The 15,405-nt window shown below is 65.7% G+C and carries 15 protein-coding genes; 6 read left to right on the top strand and 9 right to left on the bottom strand.

The window, feature by feature from the left end:
* From BOO69_RS05230 to BOO69_RS05220, 3 genes are all read left to right on the top strand, one after another.
* Positions 1-681: a P-loop NTPase family protein gene (locus BOO69_RS05230; protein WP_071970946.1), complete on the top strand. Its 681-nt coding sequence runs from the start codon at positions 1-3 to the stop codon at positions 679-681.
* 51 nt (positions 682-732) lie between these two features.
* The gene (locus BOO69_RS05225; protein ID WP_071970944.1) at positions 733-2,907 is read left to right on the top strand and encodes an RNA degradosome polyphosphate kinase; all 2,175 of its coding nucleotides are present in this window, start codon (positions 733-735) and stop codon (positions 2,905-2,907) included.
* A gap of 84 nt (positions 2,908-2,991) precedes the next feature.
* Positions 2,992-4,560 carry a Ppx/GppA family phosphatase gene (locus BOO69_RS05220; protein ID WP_071970941.1) on the top strand — a complete coding sequence of 523 codons (1,569 nt, stop codon included), beginning with the start codon at positions 2,992-2,994 and terminating at the stop codon, positions 4,558-4,560.
* Between the two features lie 34 nt (positions 4,561-4,594).
* Here the strand turns inward: BOO69_RS05220 and BOO69_RS05215 are convergent, their stop codons facing one another.
* The 4 genes from BOO69_RS05215 to BOO69_RS05200 form a co-directional block, all read right to left on the bottom strand.
* Positions 4,595-4,969, bottom strand: coding sequence for a hypothetical protein (locus BOO69_RS05215; RefSeq protein WP_071970939.1), 375 nt, complete (start codon positions 4,967-4,969; stop codon positions 4,595-4,597).
* A gap of 29 nt (positions 4,970-4,998) precedes the next feature.
* Positions 4,999-6,042, bottom strand: a complete 1,044-nt coding sequence (locus BOO69_RS05210) for an endonuclease/exonuclease/phosphatase family protein (protein WP_071970937.1) — start codon at positions 6,040-6,042, stop codon at positions 4,999-5,001.
* On the bottom strand, positions 6,042-6,722 hold the full coding sequence (locus BOO69_RS05205) for a molecular chaperone DjiA (protein WP_071970935.1): 681 nt from the start codon (positions 6,720-6,722) through the stop codon (positions 6,042-6,044). Before BOO69_RS05205 ends, BOO69_RS05210 begins: the two co-directional genes overlap by 1 nt.
* A 67-nt stretch (positions 6,723-6,789) precedes the next feature.
* A complete protein-coding gene (locus BOO69_RS05200; protein ID WP_083545454.1) occupies positions 6,790-7,404 on the bottom strand; it encodes a VOC family protein in 615 nt (204 codons plus the stop codon).
* A gap of 45 nt (positions 7,405-7,449) precedes the next feature.
* On the opposite strand from BOO69_RS05200, the gene BOO69_RS23200 reads away from it, so the two are divergent.
* Together BOO69_RS23200 and BOO69_RS05195 are read left to right on the top strand one after the other, a co-directional pair.
* Positions 7,450-7,647, top strand: a complete 198-nt coding sequence (locus BOO69_RS23200; RefSeq protein WP_172839499.1) for a hypothetical protein — start codon at positions 7,450-7,452, stop codon at positions 7,645-7,647.
* A gap of 94 nt (positions 7,648-7,741) precedes the next feature.
* Positions 7,742-8,380, top strand: coding sequence for a phage tail protein (locus BOO69_RS05195; protein ID WP_216637007.1), 639 nt, complete (start codon positions 7,742-7,744; stop codon positions 8,378-8,380).
* Between the two features lie 60 nt (positions 8,381-8,440).
* Here the strand turns inward: BOO69_RS05195 and scpA are convergent, their stop codons facing one another.
* On the bottom strand, positions 8,441-10,564 hold the full coding sequence (gene scpA / locus BOO69_RS05190) for a methylmalonyl-CoA mutase (RefSeq protein WP_071970933.1): 2,124 nt from the start codon (positions 10,562-10,564) through the stop codon (positions 8,441-8,443).
* Positions 10,533-11,525 carry a hypothetical protein gene (locus tag BOO69_RS05185; RefSeq protein WP_237267566.1) on the bottom strand — a complete coding sequence of 331 codons (993 nt, stop codon included), beginning with the start codon at positions 11,523-11,525 and terminating at the stop codon, positions 10,533-10,535. The genes scpA and BOO69_RS05185 overlap by 32 nt, the downstream gene beginning before the upstream one ends.
* A 99-nt stretch (positions 11,526-11,624) precedes the next feature.
* Between BOO69_RS05185 and BOO69_RS05180 the strand changes: the two genes are divergently transcribed.
* Entirely contained in the window at positions 11,625-12,086 is a 462-nt protein-coding gene (locus BOO69_RS05180; RefSeq protein WP_071970929.1) for a DUF4174 domain-containing protein, read from the top strand.
* Positions 12,087-12,171: 85 nt separating this feature from the next.
* Here BOO69_RS05180 and BOO69_RS05175 read toward each other — a convergent pair whose 3' ends face one another.
* The 3 genes from BOO69_RS05175 to BOO69_RS05165 all read right to left on the bottom strand — a co-directional run bounded on the left by BOO69_RS05175 (position 12,172) and on the right by BOO69_RS05165 (position 15,308).
* Positions 12,172-12,948, bottom strand: coding sequence for a hypothetical protein (locus BOO69_RS05175; protein ID WP_071970926.1), 777 nt, complete (start codon positions 12,946-12,948; stop codon positions 12,172-12,174).
* Positions 12,949-12,956: 8 nt separating this feature from the next.
* Positions 12,957-14,957 (bottom strand): acetyl-CoA carboxylase biotin carboxylase subunit, encoded by a 2,001-nt coding sequence (locus BOO69_RS05170; protein WP_071970924.1) that lies wholly within the window; start codon positions 14,955-14,957, stop codon positions 12,957-12,959.
* 117 nt (positions 14,958-15,074) lie between these two features.
* A complete protein-coding gene (locus BOO69_RS05165; RefSeq protein WP_237267564.1) occupies positions 15,075-15,308 on the bottom strand; it encodes a hypothetical protein in 234 nt (77 codons plus the stop codon).
* Between the last annotated feature and the right edge of the window lie 97 nt (positions 15,309-15,405).

Below are 15,405 nucleotides of genomic sequence, written 5' to 3'. Positions count from 1 at the left end.
ATGGCCCGACAACTGGGGTTCGACCTGCCCAGCCGCACCGCGCTGGGGCGTGACGCCTTTTTCGTCGCGCCATCGAACGCGATGGCACTGGCGATGATCGACCGCTGGCCGGACTGGTCGGGCGGCAAGCTGGCGCTGACCGGTCCGACGGGCGCGGGCAAGACCCACCTCGCCCATGTCTGGGCGACACAGGCGCGGGCGCGCATCGTTCAGGCGACGGCGCTGCCGGGCGCTGACGTGCCCGCACTGGCCTCCGGCCCCCTCGCGGTGGAGGACGTGCCCGACATCGCGCAGGACTCTGACGCGCAGACCGCGCTCTTTCACCTTCACAACCTCGTTCTGGCCGAGGGCCACAGCCTGCTGCTGACCGGGACGCCGGCGGTGAAGCACTGGGGGCTGACCCTGCCCGATCTCGCCAGCAGGATGCGCGGCACGACCGCCGTGGCGCTGGAGGCGCCCGACGACATGCTGCTGACCGCGCTTCTGGCCAAGTTGCTGGCCGATCGCCAGCTGACCCCCAAGGCGGACCTGATCCCCTATCTGCTGTCGAGGATGGACCGGTCGTTCGCCGCCGCGATCGACCTCGTGAGGCGGCTCGACGCGGCGAGCCTTGCGCAGAAGAAGCCCCTGACCCGGCACCTGGCCGCGCAGGTGCTGGACAAGCCCCCCGCCGGGGGCTGATACTCCGCCCGTTGTCGCAACTTCGTTACACATCAGCGCCATAAGGCCGCCATGACCCAATCAGATTTCCTTGAAGCCCCGTTTCCGCCCGCCACCGACCTGCCCGAGCTCGATACCGCGGGACCGGGCCGCTTCTTCAACCGCGAGCTGAGCTGGCTGGGGTTCAACTGGCGTGTCCTCGAAGAGGCCGAGAACCCCCGCGTGCCGTTGCTGGAACGGCTGCGTTTCCTGTCGATCAGCGCGGGGAACCTCGATGAATTCTATACCGTGCGGGTCGCGGGCCTGCGCGAACTGGCACAGGCGGGCAACACCGCCCCTGCCGCCGACGGGCTGTCGCCTGCCGAGCAACTGGTTCTGATCAACGAGGACGCGCGCAACCTGATGATGAACCAGCAGCGGGTGCTGGTGGACCTGATGGCGGAAATGGACGCCCAGAACATCTTTCTCGAACACGGACCCGACCTGACGGAGGCCGACCACGAGTACCTGAACGAGATGTTCCTGACGCAGGTATTCGCCGTGCTGTCGCCGCTGGCCATCGACCCGGCCCACCCCTTTCCCTTCATACCCAACACGGGCTACGCGCTCGCGCTGCAGCTTGAACGCACCCGCGACAAGCGCCCGCTGCAGGCGTTGCTGCCGATCCCGGCGCAGATCGACCGTTTCGTGCAACTGCCCGCGCCGGACGGCGTGCTGCGGTACCTGCCGATGGAGGACCTGCTGGTTCTCAAGGTGCCGGAGCTGTTTCCGGGCTACAAGCTGAAGAACCATTTCGAGTTCCGGGTGCTGCGCGACAGCGATCTCGAGGTCGAGGAAGAGGCCGAGGATCTCGTGCGCGAGTTCGAGGTCGCGCTGAAGCGCCGCCGCCGCGGGGAGGTTGTCCGCCTGACCCATTCCGCAGGGGCGCCGGAAAAGCTCAAGGCGGTGGTGATGGCCGAACTGGGCGTGCACGACCGCGACGTGATCGAGATCGACGGCATGATCGGTCTCGACGACCTGAGCGAACTGGTGACGGACGCGCGCCCGGACCTGTTGTGGCCGTCGTTCACGCCGCGCGTGCCCGAGCGGGTCAGCGACCACGACGGCGACATGTTCGAGGCGATCCGCCAGAAGGACATGCTTCTGCATCACCCGTACGAGACCTTTGACATGGTGGTGCGGTTCCTGTCGCAGGCGGCACGCGATCCCAACGTGGTGGCGATCAAGCAGACGCTTTACCGGACCTCTCGCGACAGCCCGATAGTCGAGGCGCTTTGCGAGGCGGCGGAAGACGGCAAGTCGGTCACCGCGCTGGTGGAACTCAAGGCGCGCTTCGACGAAGCGGCGAACATCCGGCAGTCACGGCGGCTGGAACGGGCCGGCGCGCATGTGGTCTACGGGTTTCTCGACCTCAAGACACACGCCAAGATCAGCACCGTGGTGCGGCGCGAGGGCAACCAGCTGGTGACCTACACCCATTACGGCACGGGCAACTACCATCCCATCACGGCGCGGATCTACACCGACCTGTCGCTGTTCACCTGCGACCAGAAGCTAGGGCGGGACGCGACCAAGGTCTTCAACTTCCTGTCGGGCTACGCGCAGCCCGAGAAGCTGGACAACCTCGCGATTTCGCCGACCACGCTGAAGCCCCGCCTGCTGGAACTGATCGCGGCGGAGGCCACCCACGCCGAAGCGGGCAGACCCGCGGCGATCTGGGCCAAGATGAACTCCATCATCGACGCCGAGGTGATCGATGCGCTCTACGCCGCCAGCCAGGCCGGCGTGAAGATCAGCCTCGTGGTGCGCGGCATCTGCGGCCTGCGCCCCGGCATCAAGGGGTTGTCCGAGAACATCCGGGTCAAATCCATCGTGGGCCGTTTCCTCGAACATTCGCGCATCGTGTGCTTTGGCAACGGTCACGGCCTGCCGCACAAGAAGGCACGGGTCTTCATATCGTCCGCCGACTGGATGGGGCGCAACCTGAACCGCCGGGTCGAAACCCTGGTGGAGATCGAGAACGCGACCGTGAAGGCCCAGATCACCAGCCAGATCATGGCGGCCAACCTCGCGGATGTGGCGCAAAGCTGGGTCATGGCGCCGGATGGCAAGTTCACGCGGCCCCCGATGGTGGAGGGGCAGTTCAGTTTCAACTGCCATCGGTTCTTCATGGAGAACCCGTCGCTTTCCGGGCGCGGGTCGGCCGGGGCATCGGACGTGCCCGTGCTGACCCATACCGACGACTGACGTGCGCCCGACGGGATCGGACATTGACCCTCGCAACCGCGTGCCGCATCTTACGCGCAGTTGAGCCGACCGCCAGGAGACCGCATGGCTAACCTAACGGAGACCAACACGACGGTGCCTGAAACCGGCGTTGCTGATCTGGGCCTTTTCGCGAAACCGCTGTTCGAGGATCCCAGCGCACGCAAGCTGTCGCGGGTCGGTGTCGTCGACGTGGGCTCGAACTCCGTCCGGCTGGTGGTGTTCGACGGGGCCGCCCGCTCTCCGGCGTATTTCTACAACGAGAAGATCATGTGCGCGCTGGGGTCGGGCATGGCCGAGACCGGCCACTTGTCGCCCGAGGGCCGCGCCCGCGCCCTGTCGGCCATGCGGCGTTTCCGCAAGCTGGCCGACAGCATGGGCCTGAGCGAACTGACGGTCGTCGCCACGGCGGCGGTGCGCGACGCGAGCGACGGACAGGCATTCTGCGACGAGGTCCGCCAGGAAACGGGTCTGCGCATCTGGGTCATCGACGGCGAGGAAGAGGCCCGCCTGTCGGCACAGGGTGTCCTGCTGGGCTGGCCCGGCGCCTATGGGCTGGTCTGCGACATCGGCGGGTCTTCGATGGAACTGGCGGAAATCTCGGGCGGGCGCGTGGGGCGGCGCGTGTCGTCGCAACTGGGCCCGCTCAAGCTGCGCGACATCAAGGGCGGCGCCAAGGCCCGCAATGCGCACATCAAGGACGTGATGCAGGGCCTTCAGGAGCGGATGGGCGTCCAGCGCGACCGGCTGTTCCTGGTGGGCGGGTCATGGCGGGCCATCGCCCGCATCGACATGGTACGCCGGGGCTACCCGCTGCATGTCCTGCACGAATACCGCATGACGCCCCGTGCGGTCAGCGCGACCATCAAGTTCATCAAGCAATCCAACCTCGACGAACTGCGCGCCGAGGCGGGCGTGTCCTCCACGCGGATGGCGCTGGTCCCCTATGCGTCAGAGGTGCTGGGCCGTCTGGTCAAGACTTTCAAGCCCAAGGACATCGCGATTTCCAGCTACGGGATCCGCGAGGGGATGCTTTACGAACAGATGCCCCAGCGCCTGCGCGACCGCGACCCGCTGATCGAGGCCTGCCGTTTCGCAGAGGCGAAGGACGCCCGCACGCCGGGGTTCGGCAAGGTGCTCTACAATTTCATCCTGCCGCTCTACAAATCCAGCACGCCGCAGCGCAAGCGGCTGGTCAAGGCCGCCTGCCTGCTGCACGACGTGAGCTGGCGCGCCCACCCGGACTACCGCGCCGAGGTCTGTTTCGACAATGCCACCCGCGCCAACCTTGGCGGACTGAAACATTACGAGCGCGTCTTTCTCGGCCTCGCCCTGCTGCACCGGTATTCCAACAAGCGCGAGAACACCCGGTTCGAGGATCTATACGAGATGATCGACGAACGCGCGCGGCGCGAGGCGGAAATACTGGGCAAGGCGATGCGTTTCGGCGCGATGCTGTGGATGAACAAGGACGAGGATCGCGGCGAGTTGCGCTGGTTTCCCAAGAAGAAGCTGCTTCAGCTCTGGATCACCGAAGACATGATGCCGCTGTTCGGCGAGGTGGCCGAGGCGCGGCTGAATTCGCTTGCCGCATCCTTGCAGGCGACGGTGGAACTGAAAACCGCCAGGACCTGACAGGCGGGCAAACCTGCGGGCGCCGGAGGATCGCCTAGAGGTCGATCTGCGGCGCAGGTTCGGTCGGTTCGGCAGGTTCTTCCATCGGGGCGTCGGGCTTGCGCCGGATGATGATGTCTCCGTTGGGGAGCATCTCCGGCGCTTCGTAGACGCTCCAGTCCTTCACCTGCTCAAGGATCTCGGCGAGTTTCGGGCCCATTTCATCCGCAAAGCTGCGCAGCGCCGGGGCCACATCGTCTGCCAGCCCTTCCAATTCGTCAATGGCGGGCGCCATTTCCTTCATGATGCCTTCCATGAACATCTGCGCACCGCGCTCCATCAGCGAAAGCCCGCGCTCGCCCTCGTCCTCCTGGGCATGGACAGCAAGGGGAAGGCAGATCAGCAGGGCAAGGGGCGCGAGATGTCTCATGACAGGCAATGTAGCACGACTTGCGCGCTTTACACCCCCGGCGGACCGTCATCGAAATCGAGCGTCACCGGGAAGTGATCCGAGGCGGTGACCAGCGCGTCGCGCAAGACCGGGTCGCGCCAACATTCGGGATCGTCCATCGGGTGCCAGATGCGCCATCGCGGGTGGCGTGCCGTGAACTCCGGGGTGACCATCACGTAATCCAGCAGGGCCTGAAGGAACCGCTGTTCCGGCCTGATCCAGAAACGCGCGGTGGTCGGCGCCGCGCCCAGCTTGCGCAACAGGGCCTGACGGGCGTGCGGATCGAAGAGCGCGCCGGCCTCGCCCTCCTGCCCCATCACGATCTCGACCGACGACTTGCCGAACAGGCTCTCGAAGCTGTCGAGCCCCGGTCCGTCGTTCAGGTCACCGAGCACGACTAGCGGCCTTTCCTCGTCGAGCAGCATGTCGATCCGCCGCCGGAGCCAGACCGCCTGCGCCAGTTGCTTGCGCCGGTTCGCCACGCCAAGGCTCAGCACTTCCTGCGGGGTTCTTGCGCCATGCGGGGCCTTTGATTTGAGGTGCGCACCGATCATGTGGAAGTCAAACCCGCCGCGCGTCTCGACGGACAGCTCCAGCGGCGGCTTGGAGAACACCACCAGATCCTCCCGCGCGTCGATGTCCAGATCGATGCGCAGCGCGGTGTCGAACCGCGGCGCGCCCACCGCCCCTTCCGGACCGGCGAAGGCACCACGCGGGTCGTGGCGCGGTGTCAGCATCGCCGGATCGTAAAGCAGGGCGATTTCCTGTTGGGTATCGTTGGAAAAGCCCATGATCGCATGGGTCGTGCGCAGCGCGAAGGTTTCGGCGAAATATTCGAGCGCCGCGACGGTCGAATGGCTGCGGCTCTGGTCCGGTGCCTCGATGATCATGACGGCGTCGGCGTCCAGAGCCCGGAAGACCCGCCCCAGCGCTGCCGTCTGGGCGGCGCGGGTCACGTTGTGCCGCGCCGACCACTCGCCATCGTCGAACAGCCGGTTGCGCGTGTCGAACAATGCCGAGAACCACTCGACGTTATAGGTGGCGATGCGCATCAGGCGGCGCGGTTCGACAGCGTTTCCCAGGCGCGGTTGATGTCGATCAGCCGCTTCTCCGCCATCCGCACGGCCTCTTCGGGCAGGCCACGGGCGACCAGCGCGTCGGGATGGTTCTCGCGCACCAGCTTGCGCCATGCCGCCCGCGCCTCTTCCAGCGTCGCACCGGGCCTGATGCCCAGAACCGTGTGGGGCAGCGGCGAGGTGTCCGGCACGAAGCGGGCCTTGAGCGCGGCGAAATCGTCCTCCGGCAGACCGAAGATCCCGGCGACTTCGGCAAGAAACGCGTCCTCGTTCGGATGATAGGTGCCATCCGCCATCGCGATGTGGAACAGCCCCTCCATCAGGTCGCGCAGCATGTCGGGTTGCGCGCTGAACATGTCCGCGATCCGGCGCGCGTAGTCGTCGAAACCGGTGACATCCTGACGCGCGAGGTTGAATACCCGTGCCGCGCCTGCCGTGTCGCCTTCGGCGATCTTGAACACCTCGCGAAAGGCGGTGACCTCGTCGCGGGTGACCAGCCCGTCCGCCTTGGCCATCTTGGCACCCAGCGCGATGACCGCGATGGTAAAGGCCACGGACCGCTCCGGCGGGCTGCGCAGCCTGTCAAAGACCGCAGCCAGCCCTTCGCCGGAGGCGAGCGCAGACAGGGCTTCGGTGATGCGGGTCCAGATCGACATGCCGCATCATAGGGCGGCGCCAAGGGGAAGTCAGGATGCGGAAAACGTTTTCTGCATCAAAATCGGATCACGTCAGCGTTCGCGTGCCGGAGGGCGTATCGAAGGCGGCGGTCAGGCCAGCCGGTCCCGTCTCTAAGCGGACATGGCCGCCGATCAGCAAGGGGGCCAGCATTCCGGCCAGCACCGTCGCCTCGGGGTGGGTCACCGTCAGCCGGCGCAACCGGCAGCCCGAGGGGGCGAGCCGCGCGGCCGGATGCGTGTCGCCGTCCCATTGCATCAGCGCGGGCGCGCAGTTGTCGAAGGGCAGGATGCCGGACGCGGGCACCGCCATCCGCCAGCGCAGGTCGCCCCGCTGCAGGCTGACCGGCGCGCCGAAGCCGTCGGGCAAGGCGGCCAGCGTCGCGTCCAGATCGTCGCAACGGCAGATCCAGTTCGTCAGGCGGGGCGGCCCCGCGAACCGGTCGAGGTCGAACCAGCGCGGCCGGTCCGGTGCGGGCGCCTGCGGATTGATCGCGATCGCCTCGAGGTAGAGGCCCTCCTCCAGCCCCAGCAGGGTGTTGTGCGTGTGAAAGACGGCGTGTTCGCCGCCCGCTTGCAGCGCCACCCCGAGAGCCTGCGCCACATGGGCGGTCGCGAGATCGCGTGTCTCGCCCGCAACTGCAAGGTGATCGAGTTCCATCATCCGTTCCCTTTCCGGCGACCGGCACATTCCGGAAGCACTTCGAGATTGGCGAAAGAAGAAACCGCGTGCAATGCGGTGCGGCGCGTTCTTCGACGTTCGGAAGAAATTGATGTGAACCGCGTGGGCACCTCTTTCCCCCGCATTGAAAATGCCCATGCCGAAGTGCCCGGGCCGCAGGATTTTAGCGGCACTTATGCCGCAGCAGGGAACAGACTTTTCAGGATCCGAACCGTTAACGTTTGACGCGGCGCGTTCAAATCGCGAATGTCGCCACGTAACTTTTCCAGCATAGCGAGTGTGGCCCGTTGGCACCAAATTTTAACAGAGGGACAAAAAAATGTCTAAATTCAAAGCTTTGAAAGCCTTGGCCGCGCCGGTTGCCCTGACGCTGGGTATGATGACCTCCGCCGCGCCCGCGGCCGCGCAGGACTGGGTGATAGGCGAGATATTCCTGTTCGGGGGCAACTTCTGCCCACGGAACACGGCGCTGGCGAATGGCGCGTTGATGGCGATCAGCCAGAATACCGCGCTCTTCTCCATCGTCGGGACGACGTTCGGCGGCGACGGCCGGACGACCTTTGGCCTGCCGGACCTGCAGGGGCGGGTGCCGATGGGCGTTGGAACCGGGCCCGGGCTCTCGCCGCGCTTCTGGGGCCAGAAGGTCGGTGCCGAAACGCATACCCTGACGGTGAGCGAAATCCCCGCCCACAACCACCTGATGCGCGTCAGCACCGAGAACGGCGACAAGCAGCGCCCGGCGAACGACTACCTCGCGCGGCCCAACGTCAACGAAACGCTGCCGCCGGAAGACCGGATCAAGATGTACGCGGACGAACTGCCCGTGGGGCCGGACAACTACATGGAGCAGGACGCCATTACCAACACGGGCGGCAACCTGCCTCACAGCAACATGCAGCCGTCCCTGGCCGCCTACTACTGCATCGTCGTAAATGGCATCTACCCGTCGCGGAGCTGACGGTCCGGACCGCCAGCAACATCAAGGGGCCGCCGGAGTTTCCGGCGGCCCCTTGCACGTTCAGGTCCGGGCTTCGCGGATCAACTTGAGGATATCCTGCGCCGCTGCCGGGATATTCGTGCCGGGACCGAAGATCGCCTTGACCCCGGCATCCCTGAGAAACTTGTAGTCCTGCTGCGGGATCACGCCGCCGCAGATCACGAGGATGTCTTCGGCACCCGCGTCCTTGAGCGCCTTGACCAGCTGGGGCGCGAGGGTCTTGTGCCCGGCCGCCTGCGAACTGATGCCGATCACGTGCACGTCGTTGTCCACCGCATCCTGCGCGGCCTCCGCCGGGGTCTGGAAAAGCGGGCCGACGTCCACGTCGAAACCGATGTCGGCAAAGGCGGTGGCGATGACCTTGGCACCCCGGTCATGACCGTCCTGCCCCATCTTGACCACCAGCATGCGCGGGCGGCGGCCTTCCGCCTCGGCAAAGTCCTCGACCGATTTCTGGATGGCGGCGAAGTCCTCGTCGCCCTCGTAGGCGGCCCCGTAGACACCCGCCAGGGTCTTTACCTCGGCCCGGTGGCGACCGAACTGCTTTTCCATTGCCATGCTGATTTCTCCCACGGTGGCGCGTGCGCGCGCCGCTTCGACCGCTGCTTCCAAAAGGTTGCCGCCGTCCGCGGCGCGCCGTGTCAGTTCCTCGAGCGCGGCCGTGCAGGCCGCCTCGTCCCGTTCCGCGCGGATCTTTTGCAGCCGCTGGATCTGGCTGTCGCGCACCTTGACGTTGTCCACGTCGAGGATGTCGATCGGGTCTTCCTTGTCGCGGCGGTACTTGTTGACCCCGACGATGACCTCGTCCCCCCGGTCGATGTTGGCCTGACGCCGGGCGGCGGCTTCCTCGATCCTGAGCTTGGGCATGCCGGAGGCCACGGCCTTGGTCATGCCGCCCATCTCCTCGACCTCTTCGATCAGCTTCCATGCCTCCTCGGCAAGGTCAGCGGTAAGCTTCTCGACGTAGTAGGAGCCGGCCAGCGGATCGACGACGTTCGTGACCCCGGTTTCTTCCTGCAGGATCAGCTGGGTGTTCCGCGCGATGCGGGCCGAATGGTCGGTGGGCAGGCCGATCGCCTCGTCGAGAGAGTTGGTGTGCAGCGACTGGGTGCCGCCCAACACGGCCGAGAGCGCCTCGTAGGCAGTGCGCACGACGTTGTTGTAGGGATCCTGTTCGGCGAGGCTGACGCCGCTCGTCTGGCAATGCGTGCGCAGCATGGACGACTTGGGATCCTTGGGCGCGAATTCCTCCATGATCCGGCTCCACAGCAGGCGTGCCGCCCGCAGCTTGGCCGCTTCCATGAAAAAGTTCATGCCGATGGCGAAGAAGAACGACAGGCGGGGTGCGAAACGGTCGACATCCATGCCGGCGGCGATGGCGGTGCGGACATATTCGCGCCCGTCCGCGAGGGTAAAGGCGAGTTCCTGCACAAGGTTCGCGCCCGCTTCCTGCATGTGGTAGCCCGAAATCGAGATCGAGTTGAAGCGCGGCATCTCGTTCGCGGTGTATTCGATGATGTCCGCGATGATCCGCATCGAGGGTTCGGGCGGATAGATGTAGGTGTTGCGGACCATGAACTCCTTGAGGATGTCGTTCTGGATCGTGCCCGACAGCTGCCCGCGGTCCACGCCCTGTTCCTCGCCCGCGACGATGAAGCTGGCAAGAATGGGAATGACCGCGCCGTTCATGGTCATGGAGACCGAGACTTTTTCCAGCGGGATGCCGTCGAACAAGATCTTCATGTCTTCGACGCTGTCGATGGCGACCCCGGCCTTGCCCACGTCGCCCTCGACCCTTGGGTGGTCGCTGTCGTAGCCGCGGTGCGTCGCCAGGTCGAAAGCGACGGAGACACCCTGCTGGCCCGCCGCGAGGTTGCGGCGGTAGAAGGCGTTGGATTCCTCGGCCGTCGAGAAACCGGCGTATTGCCGGATGGTCCAAGGACGGCCCGCGTACATGGTGGCCTTGACCCCGCGGGTGAACGGCGCCTCGCCCGGGATGGAGCCGAGGTGCGCCAGCCCTTCGGTGTCTTCCGCGGTGTAGAGCGGTTGCACGTCGATCCCCTCCAGCGTGCGCCAGGTCAGATCGTCCAGCTTGCGTCCGCGCAGTTCCTTCTCAGCGATGCTGCGCCACTTGTCTTTGCTCATGGGTATGTCCTTCTGTCATGTGCCCCGGTGGCAGGTTCGAGCCCGCTCTTGCCCGGATTTCGTCCTGTGTCAGTGTCGCCAACCCGTCTGCCCCGGCGGCGAGCCAGTGCAGATCGTCGGCGTATTTCTCGCGCAGCGCCGCAGCCTGCGCGAGGGTGAAAGGCTGCCAGCGGCCCTCGCCGCGCGGCAGCACCGTCGGGTCGCCGCCCCGTTCCCGCAGGACGTCCCGCAGTTCGGTCAGGGGCAGCGACCGGTTCAGCCAGCGCAGCCTGCCGTCGCCCGGCAGGTCGAGATCGAGCGCCTCGCGCAGGGTGCATTCGGGACGGCCCGCGAAGGTTTCAAAGGGCATCACCCTGATGTCGGCCCCCGGCAAGGCGCAGGCGAGATCGGTGATGACGTCCCGCCAGCCGCGTGCGCCGCGCGCGATCTGGGCGTATTTCGCGGCGTCATGCACCCGGTGCCCCCTCGCGGCCGTCAAGGCGGAGGCGGAGGCCCACCACATGTCCTGCGCCCGGATCGTCAGCACCACCCGCGACACCCGCCCGCCGAGAGCGGCGGCAAGGCGCGCCATGTGCTCCCCTGCCGCCGGGTATAGCGCCGCGCGCCGAAACGCGTCGATGCAACTGCCCAGCATGTTCTCGTCGCTGATCAGAAGCCGCCGCACCCCCCGTGCCTCGGCCTTGGCCGCAAGCATCCGCACCCGGCCCTGCGCACGCTGGGGCCTGCGCGGGTTGACGGCGTGAAACAGGCCCGGAAAGACGGACTTGCGCGTGCGTGCCGGCCCCCAGTAGCCGATGTCGCCCTGGGCGAGCGTGTCGAGATGATCCCGAACGTAATGCTGGAAGGTGGTGGTGCCGGTGCGATGTGCACCGAGGTGCAGAATGACATCCATGATGCTCTGGCCGTTCTTTCTGGAAGCGGCCGCCCGGTCCGGCCATGTCACGGGGAACGTGCCCGTCATGCTGCCAAAACCCTTGAAGTGTGCTTAATGGGCGCAGTCCCGAGAATGTGCATCGCATTTGCGGATGCAGCCCCTATATTCACGAACATGGAAAGAGTTGTGAAATATCTGCTGACGCTTGTTTTTGCTGGGGTATTCGCCACGCAGGCCACCGCCCAGTCCAATGCCTTCGGTGAAGGCGGGCTGCTGTTCGCACCCGCCGAAATGGAGGATTTGAGCGAATTCCGCTGGAAAAAGCGTCCCGTCGTGGTCTTTGCCGACAGCCCCGACGATCCGGCATATATCGAACAGATGGAACTGCTGCGCGCCCAGCCCGAAGACCTTGCCACGCGGGACGTCATCGTGCTGAGCGATACGGATCCGGACGCCCGCGCACCGCTGCGGCTGCGGATGCGCCCCCGTGGTTTCATGCTCGTGCTGGTGGGCAAGGACGGCGAGATCAAGTTGCGGAAGCCGTTTCCGTGGGACGTGCGCGAGATCACCCGCAGCATCGACAAGATGCCCATGCGCCAGCGCGAAATCCGCGAACGCAAGGAAGCCGAGGGCGTCGTCATCCAGTGACGCTTGTGAGACACGTCCCCCTGCCCTATATTGAAGGGGCAAGAGGTTGGGAACATGACCATGGACAAAGACGCCGACATCCCGTTCACACCGATCCCCGTGACATGGCGGACCGGCCCGCGTCCGGGTTACTGATGATCCGATCGGCGGCCTTGCGGCCGCCGTCCGAATAGGCGCGGATCAGCCGCAGGGCGTGCTTGCCAAAGACGAACGCCTGTTTCCGCATTCCCACGTAGTCCGAATAGATCGCGATCCGCCGGTCCGCATCGAGGGTGCGAAAGGTCTCGCCGCGCATGTCGTCGACCAGCGCGGACATCGCCTTTATCACGCTGTAATAGGCGACGATCGCGTCAATGGTCTGGCGCGGCAGCACATCGATCTCGGCGATGACCGCATTGTAGACGTGGTCGTGCTGTTCACGCGGCAGGAAGGGAACATAACCTTCTTCTTCGCGCATCCTTTCGATCAGCGCCGTGACGTACTGCTCCGAACTGTCCGCCTCCCAGAGCGATTCCAGCGTATTGCCGATCTCGGCGTAGAGTGCCTTGTGGTAATCGCGGGTTTTCTCCGCGCGCGCCCGGGCCTTGCCGCCCTCGGCGAAGATGGCCGTGGTCAGCCAGCCGGTGGCGATCACCAGACCGGCGATGATGGCCTGGCTCACCCGCGGGTCGATCTGCCCCATCAACGGCAGCGTCAGCCAGATCACCACGCCAAGCACGACCACCACCGGCAGGCCGATGGTCAGGAAGAATTGCGCGATGATGCGCCCGGCGACCCGCGCTTCCGCCCACACCGCCAGCAGCACGGCACAAAAGACCGCAGCCGCCAGCAGAACGAGGGGGAAGGTCGGGGTCGCCAGCACGGGGTCTCCTATTCGAATTCCATGATCACGTCATCGACGGCAAGGCTGTCGCCCTCGCCCGCGTTGATCTTGGACACGACGCCCTTGCGCTCGGCACGCAGGATGTTTTCCATCTTCATGGCCTCGATGGTGCAGAGCGCCTGCCCCTCCTGAACCTCGTCGCCCTGTTCGACCGACATCTTGACCACGAGCCCCGGCATCGGACACAGCAGCATCTTGGAGGTATCCGCCGCTTCCTTGACCGGCATCAGGCGGGCCAGTTCGGCCTGCCGCGGGCTGCGAACGTGCACGCGAAGGTCCGCGCCCCGAGTGCGGATGCGGAACCCGCCCGAGATCTTGCCGACCTTCAGCACCAGCGGTGCATCGCCGACCTTCATCTTGGCCAGCTGGTCGCCGGGACGCCAGTCGCCGCTCACGCGCATCTCCTCTCCGTCGGCGAACCGGACGGTTGCGCCGGTCTGGTCGGCCTGCGTGGTCACGTCGAAGGACTGGTCTTGAAGGGCGACGTTCCATTCGCTGCCGACCTTGCGCTCGTGGTTGTCCATCCGCCCGGACACCCGGGCCCGCCGGATCTCGGCCACGCGGTGCATGGCGGCGGTGGCCGCCGCGATCCGGCGCAGGTCGGACTCAGGCAGATCCACGCCCTGAAAGCCTTCCGGATATTCCTCGGCGATGAACGCCGTGGTCATGTCGCCCGAGACGAACTTGGGGTGGTCCATCACCGCGGACAGGAACGGCAGGTTGTGGCCGATCCCCTCCACCTCGAAGCTGTCGAGCGCGACCCGCATCCGTTCGATCGCCTCGCCGCGGGTCGGTGCCCAGGTGCAAAGCTTGGCGATCATCGGATCGTAGTACATGCTGATCTCGCCGCCCTCGTAGACGCCGGTGTCGTTCCGCACGATATGGTCGCCCTCGACCACCTCCTCCGGCGGGCGGTAGCGGGTCAACCGCCCGATGGAGGGCAGGAACCCGCGATAGGGATCCTCGGCGTAAAGCCGGTTCTCGATGGCCCACCCGTTGATCTTCACATCGCTCTGCGACATCTCCAGCTTCTGGCCGTCCGCCACCCGGATCATCTGTTCCACCAGATCGACCCCGGTGATGAGCTCGGTCACCGGGTGTTCCACCTGCAAGCGGGTGTTCATTTCGAGAAAATAGAAATTCTTGTCGCCGTCCACGATGAATTCGACGGTGCCCGCGCTGGTGTATCCCACCGCCTGGGCCAGTGCGACGGCCTGGTCGCCCATGGCCTTGCGGGTCTCCTCGTCGAGGAACGGGCTGGGCGCCTCTTCCACGACCTTCTGGTTCCGGCGCTGGATCGAGCATTCCCGCTCGGCCAGGTAGATACCGTTGCCATGCGCGTCGCACAGCACCTGGATTTCGATATGGCGCGGCTGCGTCACGAACTTCTCGATGAAGATACGGTCGTCGCCGAAACTGTTGGCCGCCTCGTTCTTGGACGACTGGAAGCCTTCGCGGGCCTCTTCGTCGTTCCACGCGATGCGCATCCCCTTGCCACCGCCCCCGGCAGACGCCTTGAGCATGACCGGGTAGCCGATCTCGTTCGAGATCTTCACCGCTTCGTCCGCGTCCTCGATCAGCCCCATGTAGCCGGGCACCGTGCTGACGCCGGCTTCCTTCGCGAGCTTCTTCGAGGTGATCTTGTCGCCCATCGCCTCGATGGCCTTCTTGGGCGGCCCGATGAACGCCACGCCCGCCTTCTCCAGCGCTTCGGCGAACTTGGCGTTCTCGGACAGGAAACCGTAGCCGGGGTGCACCGCTTCCGCGCCGCTGGACTTGATCGCCTCCATCACCTTGTCGATGACGATGTAGGACTGGTTTGCGGGCGCCGGCCCGATGTGGACGGCCTCGTCCGCCATCTGGACATGCAACGCATTCGCGTCGGCGTCCGAATAGATGGCGACCGTGGTGATGCCCATCCGGCGCGCGGTCTTGATGACACGGCAGGCGATCTCGCCCCGGTTGGCGATCAGGATTTTCTTGAACATGCACTGTCCTTCTTGGTCTTGGGTAAAACGCGGAAACCCCGCGACAGCGGATGCTGCGCGGGGCTGATTGAGCGGGGCCGGCCACCCGAGGGGCGCCGGCGTTGCGTCAGGTGAGCGTCAGTTGCACTTGCCCGGGTTGAGCTGGCAATAGGCGAGGTTTGCACCCGCGCCGATGGCCGCGCCCTGCAGCAGGCTGCCACCGGTGACGGCCGCAGCGCCGGCGCCGACGGCACCGCCACCAAGGGCCTGTTCGCCAATGGTGTCACCGCATGCGGCCAACGCGCCGCACGCCGCGACGGCGAGCACGACGTTGCGCGCGGTCCTCGAAGAATTCTGAATACGTTCGAACACTTGCCTGTTCCTTCCATCCTTGTTTTCGAAGCAACAACGCGGCATCCCTGAACCGGTTCCCGTCGCGCCCCGACATTATTGCCGACCCGCTCCGTCC

Source organism: Sulfitobacter alexandrii (genome assembly GCF_001886735.1).
GTDB lineage: Bacteria > Pseudomonadota > Alphaproteobacteria > Rhodobacterales > Rhodobacteraceae > Sulfitobacter > Sulfitobacter alexandrii.
Note: the sequence above shows the minus strand (reverse complement) of the source record. Positions and strands in the feature narration are given on the sequence as shown.

Coding starts and splice junctions, on each gene's coding strand:
- BOO69_RS05185 (WP_237267566.1), bottom strand. CDS start 11,525: ATGACGGGCACGTTCCCCGTGACATGGCCGGACCGGGCGGCCGCTTCC.
- BOO69_RS05195 (WP_216637007.1), top strand. CDS start 7,742: ATGTCTAAATTCAAAGCTTTGAAAGCCTTGGCCGCGCCGGTTGCCCTG.
- BOO69_RS05225 (WP_071970944.1), top strand. CDS start 733: ATGACCCAATCAGATTTCCTTGAAGCCCCGTTTCCGCCCGCCACCGAC.
- BOO69_RS05170 (WP_071970924.1), bottom strand. CDS start 14,957: ATGTTCAAGAAAATCCTGATCGCCAACCGGGGCGAGATCGCCTGCCGT.
- BOO69_RS05205 (WP_071970935.1), bottom strand. CDS start 6,722: ATGTCGATCTGGACCCGCATCACCGAAGCCCTGTCTGCGCTCGCCTCC.
- BOO69_RS05220 (WP_071970941.1), top strand. CDS start 2,992: ATGGCTAACCTAACGGAGACCAACACGACGGTGCCTGAAACCGGCGTT.
- scpA (WP_071970933.1), bottom strand. CDS start 10,564: ATGAGCAAAGACAAGTGGCGCAGCATCGCTGAGAAGGAACTGCGCGGA.
- BOO69_RS05230 (WP_071970946.1), top strand. CDS start 1: ATGGCCCGACAACTGGGGTTCGACCTGCCCAGCCGCACCGCGCTGGGG.
- BOO69_RS05200 (WP_083545454.1), bottom strand. CDS start 7,404: ATGATGGAACTCGATCACCTTGCAGTTGCGGGCGAGACACGCGATCTC.
- BOO69_RS05210 (WP_071970937.1), bottom strand. CDS start 6,042: ATGCGCATCGCCACCTATAACGTCGAGTGGTTCTCGGCATTGTTCGAC.
- BOO69_RS05215 (WP_071970939.1), bottom strand. CDS start 4,969: ATGAGACATCTCGCGCCCCTTGCCCTGCTGATCTGCCTTCCCCTTGCT.